The following is a 15222-nucleotide window of genomic DNA, read 5'->3' as shown; positions in this document are numbered from 1 at the left end:
GCGTACGTGGATGCGAACCTGAAGCCGGTCACGAAGGTGAACGTGCCGGACACGACGAAGCCGGGTCAACAGAAGCCGCTCGAGGTGGTGCAGGCGCCGGTGGACCCGTTGAATCCGGGAGGTCCGACCAAGCCCGTGCGACCGTCAAACCCCTCCAAGCCAGGGTTTGGACGGTCGGGCTCGACATTGATCGGGACACCGAACGTGTGGAATCTTTATCTCACCATGCTGGCATGCAGATTGGTGACGGCAAAAGGAATGAGCGATTGCGTGGATGCAGTCGGTCTGCCAGCCCGCAGCCAAGATGAGCCGCGTTAGCACCGTGGCCGTGTCGACGACAACGTTTTTTGCGGGGTTCGAATAAATTAACTGAATTCAATGCTATTGATCGAAATGGCATTGAAATTGAAGGGGTATTGGGGCGGGGCTGCCATCCGTTAATTATTTTCAATTTGCGAGATTGATTATGGAAACATCAAGTAAAAATGATGCTTTTGTTAAACTTAAACTCTTCGACAAAACTAGCAGGAAGGTGGCGGGGCTTGACACGCTTGGATCACTCAAGGCCGGCGTTCAGACAACAATAACCGTCTCCGTGACACTTCACCGTCGTCGCCCAGAAACGCAAGTTTATCTGAAATTGGACTTTGGTGTTCCGCTTAAGGATGGTGTTAAGTATATAAACGATGTTAAGGTTTCGGACGGCAACGTGGCCCCCTCCACGACATTTACGGGAGTTCCATCACCATTCGACAAAACGTTACCTTACAAACCATCGTGGTGGGACTCGGCTGGGGGAGCAAATCAGAAACCAACGACATTGTTGGCGGAGATTCCTGCGGGGGCACTTTCTGACGGTGCGTTACAGGGGAGCCAGGCAATGGTGTCATGGGAGATAGCCTTTATTCCGAAAATTTGCGAGGAAATCGATGGCCATACGATCACTGCTTGGGTGGTGACACAGGATGACGACAATCATAGTGTTTACGATACCGACGAGTACACTTTTCGAATCATCCCGCCGCGCCCTGACCTTATCGATATTGAGCTTGAAGATGCTCCAGGCAGCGTGCAACGAGTAACGCCTGGACAAAATAAGTACTGGGTCGGAGCAGGAAGTTCAATTGTTAAAATTACGGGGCACACAAAAGAATTTCTCGAGTTTGCATATATAAAACTCAAGAGGCCCAACCTCGGGGAAGCGATATTGAAGGGGAAGTTGAGCGACGCTGACAAAAAAAGTTCTCGGTAGAGCATGATTTTTCCGAAGCTTTTAAGCTCCTTCAGACGGGACATGATGCAACTATCAACGTTGCGCTGAGCCAGGCCAATCGCCCCGAAAATGATGATCCTAGTGAGATGTGGAGCACTCCTCCAAAACCAGTCATTCTAGTGAAAGAGCCGCATCCACCACAAATCACCAGTGCGAAGGTTACATCGGCCACAGTGAATGAGCTTCTCGTGACCGTGGAAGCAAGAAAAGCGGTTGCGGGCGGCTCAGATGTACATTCGCTTGAGTATTCGATTCACGGTGAAGCTGGGCCGTGGAACACGATCAGCATTATTGAATCCGATCGGACAACCCCGGGGAGCGTGTCGGGTAAGCAAACGGTCGCCCCTCATCCAGTCAGCGGTGAGGTAGACATGAGCATGGGCATTCTCGTCAGGGCTACAAGCTACTGCGGGACGCATAGCCAAAGTGTCCTTGCCGAATTGGATAGCGGATTGTTCGAGTTCGTATGTAAAGAACTTAACGACATTCAAGTAAATAGAGAGGCATCCGTTTCATTAGTTGTCGTACCCCGTGGCCGTTGGATATTTCCGCCGGCAACACTGAAGATTGAATGGCCGGAAGGTTTAACGGACCCGGGAAATCCCGCAAACACGTACCAAATCACATCAGCCGAGCCGCATCATGGGGCAAACGTAATTTTCACGAGACAAGAGTTGATCGGCAAGCCGATTGGTACGGTAAAGGCAGAATTGACGGGAACATTGTTCGGTCGCACTGCTAACCCAATCAATCTCAAAGAGCTTTCTGCCGATCACGGAGTCTACGAATTTCCTCGGCCATGGTTCGTCTTCACTAATCTGAAAGACGACATCTTATACGCGGCCGCGTCGAATATCCGCCTCATCGGAAATTTCATAACAAGGAAAATAGACGGCACAAAATCGGAATCAAAAACATTGGAGGGGAATTTTGTTAAATTCGAATATAGAATTAAAGGCGAATCGAAATTCATATCGTTAGATAACACGGCGCTGGAATATGCGCCGGGCGACTCAAGTTTCGTAATAACACTCCCTCCGGAGCCGTTCTCTAAAGAAGCGATTTACGAAGTTGAGTTGAGGGCATTCTATGATGAGACGGACGCGCAGAAGAAGCTGGGCGTCACGGATGCACATGGATTCGTTAAGATAGATATCAATAATCAATCGCCTCACATGAGCGCTCCGGTGGCGTTTGTGAACCCGGCTAATGTATTGATGGTGAGGGCTAGTGTACAAAGCCCTGCGAGCGACCCGATTACTCAAGCAGAGATAAATTGGGATGGAGATGCGCGAGAAACTTTAACGATTGGCGGAGCATCTGGAAATTGGACCCTTCAGTCATCAAATGGAATAAACGTCAAAAACGTAGCTCATGCATTGAAGCCCACTCTATCCGTGAGCACAAAACACGGTCACTCGGATACGGCTGACCCTCAGTTCAATGATCTCACTCAACTCATTTCGCTTAATGTTGTCATTAATAGTGCGGCGGTACCGATATCGCTCCCAGGAATGAAAGCACTTGACTTGGATACAGTGGGAATCGTAAGCCCAGCGGATGTGATTGGTGATGCTTTGTCTGTGGTCGTCGATTTCACACCACTGGTTTGCCTGTCTCTGCTGAACTTGGAAGTCCACTTGACAGGAATTGAGTTGAGTGGAGAGCCGACGGTGTCACCAGCTGAGCAACTTTCCGAGGCGGAGACGAAATGGTTGTCGCGTTGGACCGGCGCGCCGGGCAACTCGCTGTTGCTTTCGCTGAAGGAAAAGCCCGCTCGTAAATGGTCCGTGACTCTTCCATTGAAAATGGTCTCCGATCATCCGCATCCTGAGTTTTCAGTGACATTGACTGATGCAGTAACGTCACACTTTACGTTTAAGAAGAAGAATGCACGTTACACGTTCAAAGTCAATAAAAAGAAATCGGCTTGATAGTCGATTTCCCGCGCGAATTTCTCTAGATTTTGCACATGGATATGTTACGGCTCCTAGTCAGGAGCTGTAACATGGAAACAGAATATGGCTGACTCAAGCATTTCAACGACCATTCAGTTGGCAGATGAACGGCTGGCGCCGGGCATGGGCACCACGCTCACGGTCGGCATCTGGCTGCCAGCGGAGCGTCCTTGGGTTCGACTCTTCTTAACTGTGCCGCAGGACCTATTAATACATAGAGTCAAATCGTACCCGGGCAAACCTCTCCCCCAAGAAAAAAAATTGGATCCACCTGGGTACAGCGATTTTCGAGAGAAAAATAAATTTACCGGCCATACGGTTGCTGATCCTTCGTGGGATTGGGGCGAAAGTGTTTTACTCGCCGACATTCCTGCCACAGGCATATTTGCCGATGATGATGGAAAACGCCCGCTGCTCCTGAGTTGGGCAATAGGTATCTTGGCGAACGGAGAGCATTATCCTGTGAACAGTAAGAAAACAATACAGCTGTATGTTCGAGGTAATGATCCTGACGAAGAAATTATTCCGCCCAATGCCGGTCATTTCGTCGTCCTCTCACCTCCCCCGAACTTCTGGTTGGTTCGTCCCATGCTGATTACACACACTGGCCATATCTGGCTCGATGGGATCTTCGTCGAGCCCCCTCGGAATCAGGATCTCGATTTTCAATACTCCGTCGGTGAGGAGCATTACTCTCAGATTGTTGAAAGAACCGTTCGGCACGAAGCGGAACGCACGACTTTTTCCGTCCGCCTACCTGATGAAATTTTCAAAACGGGTGCGGACGACGAAGTTAAAACCTATGTGGGCGTGAAGCTACGAGTTCGATATGTAAAAGATGGCGAATGTGCACCATTTTCCGGATTAACTGATATCGCTGTCACCATTAACAATCATCGACCCGCTCTGGAAAATCCGTGGCTTTCTGTGACAGAAGATCATGGTGCTTATTCTCTGGTGATAAGTGGGGCAATACGTGTTGTTGTCGGGGCTGCGGATAGTCGCTCTGCCCCGCAGGTTGCGATCAGTTGGAATGGTGAGACAACCGAGGACTCCATTGCGTGGAGTCCGACGAAACGACGGGAAAATCAATGGACTTTCACATTGAGTAGCAAAACCAATGCAGTCAAAGGAAGCCTTAAACCACAGTTGCTGATGAAGTCTGCTGCAGGTGTAGTGGAAGCGGAGCCGGTGAGATTTATCAGCGCCAACGGTCTTGTGGACATGAGTGTTGTCGTTAATGATGGCGATACGATGAGCTTCGCCCCCTCTACCAGCGTTCAAAGGCTAACGTGTACCAGTAATGTAACGCCTGGATTGGTATTAATCACACTGAAACTCAAGCCTCGGGTGGGAATTCAGCGGATGAATTTCAAGGTCGTTATGTCGAAAGGCCTCAGTCGTCAGCCTGCTAAACCGATTCATGTGTCTCCCAGCGATATTGCGGAAGCCAACGAAAGATTCAACGATCGATGGGATGGTACGGTGGGCAACTCGCAGATCCTCGCTCTCCCCGAGGTTGAGGCTCAAAAGGAAATTATGGTTGTATTTCCGTTGAGGACTGAGGCAGGCGTGAGAGATGAGCTGATTCTTACGGCAATTCTCTCGGATGCTGACGCAGCTTTTCAAATGCCAACGTACTACGAAATTCGGATGCGACAAATATCCGGGCACTAATGTGTGGTCGAGCCCGTTTGGAGTGATTTTCCCACGGGGTAATACTCGTAAAGTGGGGCAGTAGTCAAATGCGACGGCCCCGTGTTGTTAACGAAGGAGCGAGTGATGCAATCACAGCAGAATCATATCGATATGGCCAAAATCTGGTTTTCCACAGATTCTGGCGTGAGCGTTGGAAATGCGCATGGTTCACCTGATCCGACCCCGATCTCTTTCCTCGGCGGAAAAGCCCCTATCGTTCGGGCGATCACTGCGACCGGGAGTGGGGAAATCTGGTTAATCGGTGACGAGAACGCGTCGAGCGCACCTCATAGCAACAACTGCTCGCTCTGGCGGATTGTGCCGGGAGCACTTGAGGCGCATCAAGTGTTGACGATGCAAAAGCACCGGGGCCTGAAGCTCGTGATCGACACGTTCGGGTATCTGTGGGCAGGGCTTTGTGGTCCGCAGGACGATAAAGGAAAAGTGATTCAACTGACGCCCACGGGCGAAGTTGCGGCAGAGTTTGGTGACTTGCCGTTCGTCCCCGAGCATCTGGCGTATACAAGCGACGACACGGTTTGGGCCGCATCAAGCAAGGTTGCGCCCCAAGTACTGACTCCCTCTGATGGGAAGCTCGAGGAAATCTCCCTGTCTGTCAAGCATGTGTCGGAGGGGGCTGGGGACAAGCCCTACGTGTTGCACGTCACTGATGCCCATGGCAAAGGGATCGGGGGACGTCGAGTGACTCTGAGCATTGCTTCTGACCATCGATCAAGGGCGTCCTTCGTAGGCTACGCCTATGATCAACCCTACACGAAAACGCTGACCACGGACGGGACGGGGGCTGCTTCGTTTGCCCTGCGCGGAGGTGTTGACACTCTTCTGGAGGGCCAGACAGTCAGCATACTCGCCATTAGCCGTGGGATGCCAAAGCCGATTACTGTGTATTCCGGGCCGATGATTGATGTTCTAGAGAACAATCTGGCTATCACTGACTTGACTGGCCACTTCTCCACGACCGGCATCGGCCTTACCGGGCGGATATCCGGCGCAGGTCTGAGCGCGGCTCATCCCGCTGAAAATTTCGTTACCCTGTCGATGCGACCGTCTCACGGGGCGCAACTCCAAACTGTGCCGGCTACCCAGATCAAATGGGCCAAAGCGTGGGAACCGAGCGGTTGGTTTTTCCAAATTCCAAGCGCGGCGCCATTGCCTACCGCCGTTGTCCCAGAGCTCTCCGTGCAAGCGCATTTGGGGAGCAGCAACCAAAGCCTTCCTACGGTCGCCCAGTTTCCATTCGGCGCTTTCATGGAACTTCGATTCAAGAACGAGGCTAAGGAATTGATCCCGCCGTATGAAGAGCAGTCTGTCAACGATAAATTTTCGTACAGCGTCCACATTATCTGTCGACACCCCATTGACAAATGGCGCCTATCTCTGAAATTAGATAACGGTATTACGGTGGAAAAGCCATCATCCAGTTTGAACACTAATCCCGACTGGAATGGCTTGGATGCAGGGCATCTTGTACTGATCGATCATAGTGATGTGCTGAAGATCCCACAGGGTAGCTCGACCGCTGTCGTGGAGGTTTTTCTGACAGGCAAGGTGAGCGCCGGATTCAGTTCTGGGAATATAACGGCGACCCTCCATGGCGAAAGCGACATTCTCCCGTCCAAGCGCGAGCGTCCCGATGGACCTCCAACTCCGGTGGACCGAGAAATCAGTGGGGTTCTGCAACTCATCAAGGCAACGACGTGACGTGACTGGATCGCGTCAATCGTCAAAATATAGCCATTTTTATCTAATACTAGAGGATGCCATGGCAATCGGATCGTTTTCTCAGTTTGATGGGCTTGGTAGGTTCAACGGATTTAGCGTGGGAGGAATCACTGCAAGTGCCAATAATTCGAGCGTGTGGTTTTCTGTTTCCAGTGTGAACGGAAATCCGGCAAAGATTGTTCATTACACCCCACAGTCGAAAGACATTAAGGATTACACCGTCCCAGGCGCAAGTCTGGTTAGTGAAATCGTTGTGACGGAACATGCGGGAGTTCTCCCCGCGCATTCCGATCTGCCCTTGGTTCCGGAAATCGCGAGGACCTATGTGCCGAATAATCAGAAATATATTGGAATACTACCGGCCAACTTGAAGTCCACGCCAACGCTGGCGATTTCGCGAGCCGCATCCCCGGGACTTGTTTCGGATCGATTTGAAGAAGCGTCCCGCTCCGGCGCGTATTGCTCAGCGAGTTTTTCAGGTTTGACTAACGAGAGGGCATCGAGGCTACATTTTCCAGCAAAGGTCCAATCATCTCTTCAGAAGATGAAGGGGCGAATTTGGACGCCTTTCTAGGGTTGACGATATCTGTCTAAATGTTGTTTGCAGAACAACGACCGGTGAAACAGATTTTCATCGTAAGCCCCCCCAACAATTTTGAAGCTTCCCTTTGTCATGCTCGGAGTAGTCCAAAATTCAGGGATCTTGACAGAGCTCTGGGATAGGTGTTAACCATGACCGAAAATTTTACGGCGATTCCTCAACTCAATATGACCGAAATCGGAGGGTTTGCATCCGATGGCGATAGCTTGTGGATCTCGGTTTCAGGCGCAGGTGGCCAATCAGGCAGCGTTATTAAGTACAATCCAAAAACAAAAGCAACCAGTTCATTCCCCATTGCTGGCGCCAACCGATTGGGAGAGCTTGTTATAGCGGAGGCCATAGCGCACCATATGCATACTCGCGTGGTGTGGATCTATGACTCTGAAAAAGGTAATTTTATTCGATTGATTCCGGACGCGTCGACTACCACTGCCACTCCAACATTCACGCATCCAGTCGCCGCCAATCCAGGCTTTGCTTGGGATCCGTTTGAAGAGGCACTTTGGGTCCATGCCGGGGGCATGCTCAGAAAATATATTCGTAATTATTCTAGTAAAGCGGATTATGTTGCCTCGGGCGTCAGCCTCAATGCAACGGGAAGCGCAGTCTGTTATCCGCTGCAAGCGGTCATAGCTGAGCAGAAAACATTGGTACCGGCGGGTGATTTGTTCCTCCATTATGATCCTTTAAAAGCAGACCATCTTTGCGTTGATCCGGGTGAAAGCATTACATGTACCCTCAGTTTGCCGGAATATGCGGGTGCATATATAGATTGGGAAATCCTAACGTGGTACGGAGAGCCGTTCGGGTCTAATCCGGCAAAAATCAATCAGACCGACCGGCTTGATGGCAACGGGAGAGCCACGCTCAAGTTTACTAGGTCGGCGCCAGCGCTTGTTCGTGTGATTCCATCAATTTTAATTAGTAATGCATATATTGCCCCACCCGGTCGAGACTTCGATATATTGTTGGTTGTATTCGGGCGGGAGTCCCGCCACCTTAAAGAATTGGTGCGACGCATTGACCTGACTCCTAAGGCTGGCCAGAATGGTGAGCTTAGTGTGACTGCAACTGCCATTAATGATTATGGTGGAGTAGTACCTAATGTTAAGCTAACTTGGCGGGCAAACGGGGGAGTCAAATGTAATCCCACTGATGGCGTAACGGACGACCAGGGTCGCACAACGACCCGCTTGTCGGGAGGCGATTCGACGGAAAATCTCACAGTTACCGCATCGGCGAACGGCGTGTCTGGATCGACCTCCATTCACTACGTGGCAGATGAGACAATCGCAGGAATTGGCATTCATGCAATTTCTGGGTTTCGTATCGAGGCTGTCAAAGGTGGGGTTCCCGGTCATGCTAGTGGCCCGCTTACTGGAGCGATATATGGAAATGGACGTCACCAGGTTGAAATACTAGTGCGCTTGGATATTCATGGTATCGACGGTCGCGAGATTTCTGGCCTTGATGTACAGAAGCTTCATGCCAAACTTTATCTGGTCGACCTTGCTACTGGAAAATCGTTGGACTGGCATCAGTCTATAGATAAAGAAAAAGAGGCGGGGCGGAATGCGATTATTTATACCGGAGAAAAGGGGGAGTTCTGTCCGGTGACCGACGTTGATGTTCCAAAAGGTGATGGAAATGGAACTTACTATTTCCCGTTCTATGTCTCAATTTCTGGGAGTGTCCCCGAGACCCAGGTGGTCGCGCGTCTATTTTTCGACAGAGCGCAGAGTTGGATTGAAACGACTGGTCGGCGCTCGGCCTCTTCTTCATTCCCCAATGATAATGCAAGTTTCGCATCGATATCGTGCATTGACCCACTGGACTACTCTCTCGCAAAAAATATCGCGTTTAAGTCGGGCCATATGTGGAAGAAAACGGATTTGGATAAAGATCCGGGCGATATCGAAAATATAAGACTATATGTATGGCAAAAACACAATTTTGGCATTGAAACAGTAAATTACTATGCCAATGTCTGGAATATGGGGTTATCTGTCGTCGCAAAGAATTTTGGGCACAAATTCTTCAAAAAGACGGTATATAATGCGCATTCATTTTATTCGAATGAGGATGGTAGCGTATTGAGGCCGAAGATGATAAATAACTCTGCGGATATAGTGTGGAGTGAATCTTCCAACGTTACAATTTTCTGTGTGGATCGAGAATCGTATGGCTATAGCGTCGGTGCGGAGTTTCGCTATATCGACTACGTGGTCATACTTAAGCACGGTTGGGAAGGTGAAATGCCGCACGTAACGTTTAAAAACGAAACGTTGAATCGAGAGGAGATCAGAATAAATATGGTAAATGTGGGGTTTAATCCAGCGGGAAGTGCGCGACTAGATACCAATTATCATCGGATTCACGTCGATGGCCCTCCCTCTATTGAAGTGTTCGATAATTATGGCAACAAGGGAACCATTACAATTAAGAAGGGTGAGCATTGGCCAGAATTGTTGATCAATGGCGAATTGCTTTGACTTGCTGCAAGCGCCTGAGCAAGGCTGTTTTGAACGTGTGACGAAAGACGACCGTAAGTGATTCATCTTTGACGCCTGGCAGTAAGCGGCAGGAGCGAGGAGCATAGGTGTCCACCAACTTTGGAGGTGGACACCTATGGCCGAAAAGACTCAGAGTTGAAAGTGGTGCGTCAGAGCCGCGACGGGCGGCGACAGTACGACGAGAAAGGCAAGCGCGCACTCATCGAGGCGGCGCTGTGCTCAGGCGTGTCGGTTGCCCGTATACGCCACGGGCCAGGGCGTTGCGCGCGATCCGAAGCAGGCCGTGCGCTATTACCGGTCCGCATGCGACCGCAGCGAAGGCGAAGCGTGCGGCAATCTCGGGCATCTGCGGCAGGCCGGGCACGGCATCGGTGTGCGCGATCCGCGAACAGAATGATTGGCGAGTAGCTTGCTCGACGCGGTATTTCCTTGCGACCCTAAATGTCATACCCGGATTCAGATGTCGTAGCGCCAGCTAAATACAGATGTCGCATGTTTCATCGGTCTTTCCATCCTTTAACGTTGAAGCGCCGAGCCTGAAGCAGCAGGGCGCTTACGTTCATCAGCGAGCCTTCGCAGACCGCCGATTCGATTCCGTTTGATGTGTTTGTGAAGCGACCTGCAGGATGGCTGCTTCGATATCAGCTTCCGTGAACGCACGCTGTTTCTTGGCACCTGGCAACGATGCCTTGGCTCGTACCGGTAGCCCTCGATTGGCGCGCGACGGGGAACCCGAGATCCGCCGGTTATCGCGCTGCGCCTGAATCGCTTCAGCCACTTGCAGCGCGTGGCTCAGGCGTTTGTGTTCGATGATCGCGCCTTGATCGACCTCTGCCAGCTTGTCGTAAAGACGGCATCGCAATACCTCGCCATCAGCCCGGATCTCGATCCGACCATCCGGATACTCCCAGACGTCGATGTAGCGATGAATCAGCTTCCGATTCTCGAGCGTATCGTCCAGCAGATACAACACCCGGTCGTACAGCACCGTTAGCGACTTCGAGACCCGGCGCGTTTCGCGCCAGGTCAGCAGCCGGTCCAGATTCTCGTCATCTCGCAGCGGCCGGTGCGCATTGAAGTCGCTGCGCGGCGGCTTCGCGAAGCGACGGTTGAAATCAGCGATGAAGGAGGGCGCATACGCGTTGGCGTCGGCTACCGTGCTGATGCCGCGCAAGCGCATTTCCTTGACCAACCGGTCCTGCAGCGTCAGGTTGGCCCGTTCCACACGTCCCTTCGCCGAACTGCTGTTCGCGCAGAACGTGTCGATGTTCAGCTCGTACATGGCCCGGCCAAACTGCGTCACGCTGCTGCCGGTCTTGCCCGCAGTCGGGCTGCGGAACACGCTGTACTTGTCGCTGTAGAACGCCACGGGCTTGCCATGGCGCTCCAGATACGTCCGCGTCGCCTCGAAGTAGCTGAACGTCGATTCGGTCTGCGTGAAGTGCAGCATCATCAGCCGGCTCGTCGCGTCGTCCACATACACCAGCAGCGTGCAGGCCGGTGCCCGTTCCTCGAACCACCGATGATCGCTGCCGTCGATCTGGATCAGCTCGCCGAGGCAAGCCCGGCGCGCTCGCGGCTGATAAACCTTCGGCGGTCGTTGCCGGCGCGGAATCCACAGCCCGGCGTCCGTCATCAGCCTTCTGACCGTTTCCTTCGACAACTGCAGCCCGTGGCATTCCCACAGCTTCTCGCAGGCCAGCGTCGGCCCGAAATCGGCGTAGCGCTCACGAATCAGGCTCAAGGCACGATGCGCCAAATCCTCGGGCAGTTGATGGTTGCTCGCGTGACCACGACGCTGCGAAATCAGCCCGACCGGGCCAGCAGCGCGATACCGGGCGACCAGCCGTTCAATCTGCCGGCGACTGATCCCGAGCCGCTCCGCGGCTCGCCAAGGCATCAGATGCTGCTCGATCACGGCTTCCACGACCTTCAGACGGTCCAGCTCCCGCATGCTCATGGTGATCAGTCCAGGTTGGCCCACGATGCGCTCCGGCAGTTCAAACCGCCGCCAGCATGCGCCGAAACCCTCGAACTACGACATTTCAACTTTGCTCAGATGCGACATTACAACTTTGCTCTTACACTAAAAAAATCGCTAGTTTGGCTTATGTCAAATCTAGAGGTCTCAAGGACTACCCCAGCAAGCAGAAGCTCCGAGGCACATAGAGTCGCGTTATGACACTGAATATCAATCCGATTTGTGGTTGCAAGTCTGCTTGGCGGGTAAAATGCTCATACAGGAATGCGATTCGTGGAGGTCGATTGTGCCTGAAATTAAGCGAGTAACGACGGCGTCGCACAAGTCGGCAAAAGCGACGACCGCTGGCAAAGTTGCACCGAAAGGCATGGCGACGAAACGTGCCAGCAAGGCCGCGGAAGTTGTCGTGGCTGCAAAACGTGCCAGCAAGGGTGCGGAAGTTGTCGTGCCAGCGAAACGCGCCAGCAAGGCAGCGGAAGTTGTCGTGGCTGCAAAACGCGCTAGCAAGGGCACAAGTAGCGGCGCCAAGCTGGTCAAAGGCGCGGGCAAAGGCGTGCTGCCAATCGTACAAGTAAAGTTTGGGCACGTCTCTGTTTCGGTGCAGAGGCCCACTGAGGCCAGTATTAAGCGCGCGGTCACCGCCAGTAAAAAGGTGGCAAAGAGTCTGGGTGAACGCCTAGTTAAACCGGGGGTGACGTTGCGTCATCCGCCTGGAGTGCCAGTGTTCACTGCCGATCCGCTCGACCCAAAACGGGTTGTCCGTCGTCTGCACGGGAAGGTGGAGCGGGGCCACTTCGTTAAGGGGCAGTTCAAACCAGAGAAATCGCCAGCCTAGTCTCCGTATGGCACGAAAAACACCAATACAGAAATCGGTAAACGACGTCGTCAAGCTGGCGGTCGCCTCGGGCAAACCGCTCGCCATTGTTTTGGCCGGGCACAATGGTTCTGGCAAGTCGACCATGTGGTATGAGCATGTTGTGGATGACATTCAGATTCCGCTAATTAATGCTGATCGAATGATGTTGTCGATTCTTCCAGAGAAGAACAGAAAGGGGCTGCTTCGCCCATGGGCACAGGCCTTGCGGGACACTGACACAATGTGGATGCAGGTCGCGCAAAAGGGAGTTGAGAGCTTTGTCGCACAGGCAATGGCCAATCAGGTTCCATTTGCCACGGAGACGGTCTTCTCGCATTGGAGAGCCTTGCCTGGCGGGGGACATGAGAGCAAGATTGACTTGATCCGCAACTTGCAGGCAGCGGGCTACTTCGTCGTACTCCTCTTTGTGGGATTGAGTAGTGCAGCGCTTTCCTTAGGACGCGTGGCCACTCGGGTCGCCGCCGGTGGACACGATGTTGGCGAGCAAAAAATCCTCGAGCGCTTCCCACGCACGCAAAAGGCCATCGGTGCCGCGTTGACCGTAGCCGACGCAGCTGTGCTCGTCGACAACAGCCGCGATTTAGTTCGCGCGTTCACACCGTGTTACGTTCGAACTCACGGCGGCGTGTTATTTGATATCCGCGTGGAAGGTAAAGCACCTCAGGAAATCACAGCGTGGCTAGATGTTGTGGCGCCTCAGGTAAAGGTTGGCTAACTCGTTTGATCAGTGATGTGCTTGCCCGTAGAAGAGTCCGTAATTTTTATGTGACGCAAACCGCTATTCGTTACTCACTAGTCGATTTGTGAATCTCTGAAAGTGCGACCTGTATCGATTCTCGCCACGGCGATTGGATTTTTCCGATGTCGAGTTCAATCGCCGATATGGCCGAGCGTCCGTGGGGAGAGCGACGACTCTGAGAATGCGAGGCGCATCGCCGGCCCGCGCGGCAGCCAAAGCTATGTCAGTAGCAAGCCATTCCGAGCTTGAAAACCCAGTGGCTAGTTCTCGACGGGCGGTCTTGCAACGGTCCCAATCAACAAAAGGAAACATGAGGAGCGAAAAGAAATCTGGTGTGTGCTCCTGTTGCAGTCCGTGATATACGGACGGAAAGGCAGCGGCGATTAGTGCCGATGCTGGTTGGCAGCGTTCGCGCATGGCAAATGGCAAGAGCGCGGCAGACGCCCAGGCAAAGGCAGGACGATTTCCTTCACTCGCATCCCATATCAAATGACCTGCCGCGTTTGCTCCCTCGTAGGACAAGTCGAGATGGCGCCTTTCAATGATTCCTTCGGCAATCGCTTCCGGAACATCGACAAACTGAGCCCTGATAGCGGGCGGTGCGCTGTCAAAGAGGATAAGATTCTGACTGGCGATGCTGGAAGGTACACCGACGGATAAGCCGTTCTGGATGGCTTTTCTTGCATCGAGACTTTTCCCTGCTGATTCGAGTAGATGTTGCACAGCGGTTACACGAGACGCTATGGTCTCCCGACCGAGCGCCGTGTATAGGCTGCGCGCGACTAGTTCCGCTGCATGAAGTTCCCCTAGATGGGGAAGAATTTGTAGCAAAAGGGCCAAGCCTTCTTCTGTCACCAACGGCACATTCTCGGCAATCTTGGCTAGGGATGTCGTACTAACATCATCGAGATCACCTACTATCGCTCGGACTCGCGACAGTAACCCGGAATCCGAGAACAGGCGTGCCAAGGTCTGACTAGACGCAATTTCGACTTGCGTCAACAGCAGCGAACGACGGCGTACACGATCGAGGAAAGGTTGGTCGACCAGCCATCTAACGTCCTCCTCCGTCGGCTCAATGAGATCTGTCAACATCGCGTCGCTCGCTGGTGATCGCCGAAGCGAAGCAACAAAATCGCGCACGAGAGGCGCCGCGCCAGCGTGTTTTGCCTCATTTATGAGGACGGCGTTGAGACTCAGCGATTGCAGCCCAGTGGCGTCATCCAGACGCTTGATCTGAGCAATAATATCCGCCCCGCTCATACCAGACACGAGGATTCGGAACGCTTCCGCGTGTCGCTCCCCGGTCATATGGCGCAGGAAGCGCCGCCGTGCGCTTTCGAGTATCTTCGGACCCGCGCCCTCGAGGCCCGCCGCCACCAGCGTATCGAGGTCAGCATTCTCGCTAAGGATTTCTTCCGCGAGAGGCGGGCTGGCAAGCACAAGCTCCACCAGTTTGGCCGGCTCGAGTTCGGCAAGCAAGCGAGCAACATTGGATGTCTCAGCGCCAGCTAGCCCATCACCAAGTGCACTCAGAAGTAGCTTTTGACCGCTTTTGGCAAGAATAGTCGAAACTACCCCGACAGCGTCTTTGGGATGCTGCCGCGCGAGAGATATTACCGATGACCTTATTGATTTGGCAACGGACAATCGAAGCTTTGAGCTTCCTACCTTACTGGCCAGAGCCTGCAAAAAGCCCCACGCATCCCGTGTGTCAACCTCGGACGTAATTTCCCCAGAAGTGTCGAAGTAAAATTCCCCACCCTGTTCGGACGGTGATCAACCGGCGACGTGATCGAATGGGTTCCTTCGGGGGCGGCCCGGGCGCCGGCGAGCCGG

Annotated in this window: 11 protein-coding genes and 1 pseudogene; 10 read left to right on the top strand and 2 right to left on the bottom strand. The window is 52.9% G+C overall.

Features of this window, described 5'->3' with window-relative positions; translation table 11 throughout:
• The 8 genes and pseudogenes from E9536_RS42005 to E9536_RS41785 all read left to right on the top strand — a co-directional run.
• A pseudogene (locus E9536_RS42005) lies at window positions 1-318 on the top strand (hypothetical protein); the annotation flags it as partial.
• Between the two features lie 148 nt (window positions 319-466).
• Window positions 467-1252, top strand: a complete 786-nt coding sequence (locus tag E9536_RS40930; protein WP_136473309.1) for a hypothetical protein — start codon at window positions 467-469, stop codon at window positions 1250-1252.
• A gap of 209 nt (window positions 1253-1461) precedes the next feature.
• Entirely contained in the window at window positions 1462-3207 is a 1746-nt protein-coding gene (locus E9536_RS40925) for a hypothetical protein (RefSeq protein WP_168799647.1), read from the top strand.
• An 87-nt stretch (window positions 3208-3294) separates the two neighbouring features.
• The gene (locus tag E9536_RS40920; RefSeq protein WP_136473305.1) at window positions 3295-4908 is read left to right on the top strand and encodes a hypothetical protein; all 1614 of its coding nucleotides are present in this window, start codon (window positions 3295-3297) and stop codon (window positions 4906-4908) included.
• A gap of 105 nt (window positions 4909-5013) precedes the next feature.
• Entirely contained in the window at window positions 5014-6651 is a 1638-nt protein-coding gene (locus E9536_RS40915) for a hypothetical protein (protein ID WP_136473303.1), read from the top strand.
• 61 nt (window positions 6652-6712) lie between these two features.
• Entirely contained in the window at window positions 6713-7246 is a 534-nt protein-coding gene (locus E9536_RS40910; RefSeq protein ID WP_136473301.1) for a hypothetical protein, read from the top strand.
• Between the two features lie 158 nt (window positions 7247-7404).
• Window positions 7405-9765 carry an Ig-like domain-containing protein gene (locus tag E9536_RS40905; RefSeq protein ID WP_136473299.1) on the top strand — a complete coding sequence of 787 codons (2361 nt, stop codon included), beginning with the start codon at window positions 7405-7407 and terminating at the stop codon, window positions 9763-9765.
• A 253-nt stretch (window positions 9766-10018) separates the two neighbouring features.
• On the top strand, window positions 10019-10183 hold the full coding sequence (locus tag E9536_RS41785) for a sel1 repeat family protein (RefSeq protein ID WP_168799646.1): 165 nt from the start codon (window positions 10019-10021) through the stop codon (window positions 10181-10183).
• 165 nt (window positions 10184-10348) lie between these two features.
• Here E9536_RS41785 and E9536_RS40895 read toward each other — a convergent pair whose 3' ends face one another.
• On the bottom strand, window positions 10349-11770 hold the full coding sequence (locus E9536_RS40895) for an ISNCY family transposase (RefSeq protein ID WP_006475990.1): 1422 nt from the start codon (window positions 11768-11770) through the stop codon (window positions 10349-10351).
• A 247-nt stretch (window positions 11771-12017) separates the two neighbouring features.
• Here E9536_RS40895 and E9536_RS42505 point away from each other — a divergent pair, with 247 nt between their 5' ends.
• A complete protein-coding gene (locus E9536_RS42505) occupies window positions 12018-12602 on the top strand; it encodes a hypothetical protein (RefSeq protein ID WP_247873608.1) in 585 nt (194 codons plus the stop codon).
• Window positions 12603-12609: 7 nt separating this feature from the next.
• Window positions 12610-13359, top strand: coding sequence for a zeta toxin family protein (locus E9536_RS40880; protein ID WP_136473297.1), 750 nt, complete (start codon window positions 12610-12612; stop codon window positions 13357-13359).
• 63 nt (window positions 13360-13422) lie between these two features.
• Here the strand turns inward: E9536_RS40880 and E9536_RS40875 are convergent, their stop codons facing one another.
• Window positions 13423-14865, bottom strand: a complete 1443-nt coding sequence (locus E9536_RS40875) for a hypothetical protein (RefSeq protein WP_136473295.1) — start codon at window positions 14863-14865, stop codon at window positions 13423-13425.
• Between the last annotated feature and the right edge of the window lie 357 nt (window positions 14866-15222).

The sequence above is a fragment of the Burkholderia sp. LS-044 genome (genome assembly GCF_004803625.1).
Classification (GTDB): domain Bacteria; phylum Pseudomonadota; class Gammaproteobacteria; order Burkholderiales; family Burkholderiaceae; genus Burkholderia; species Burkholderia cepacia.
This window is presented reverse-complemented; position numbering and strand designations above follow the sequence as displayed.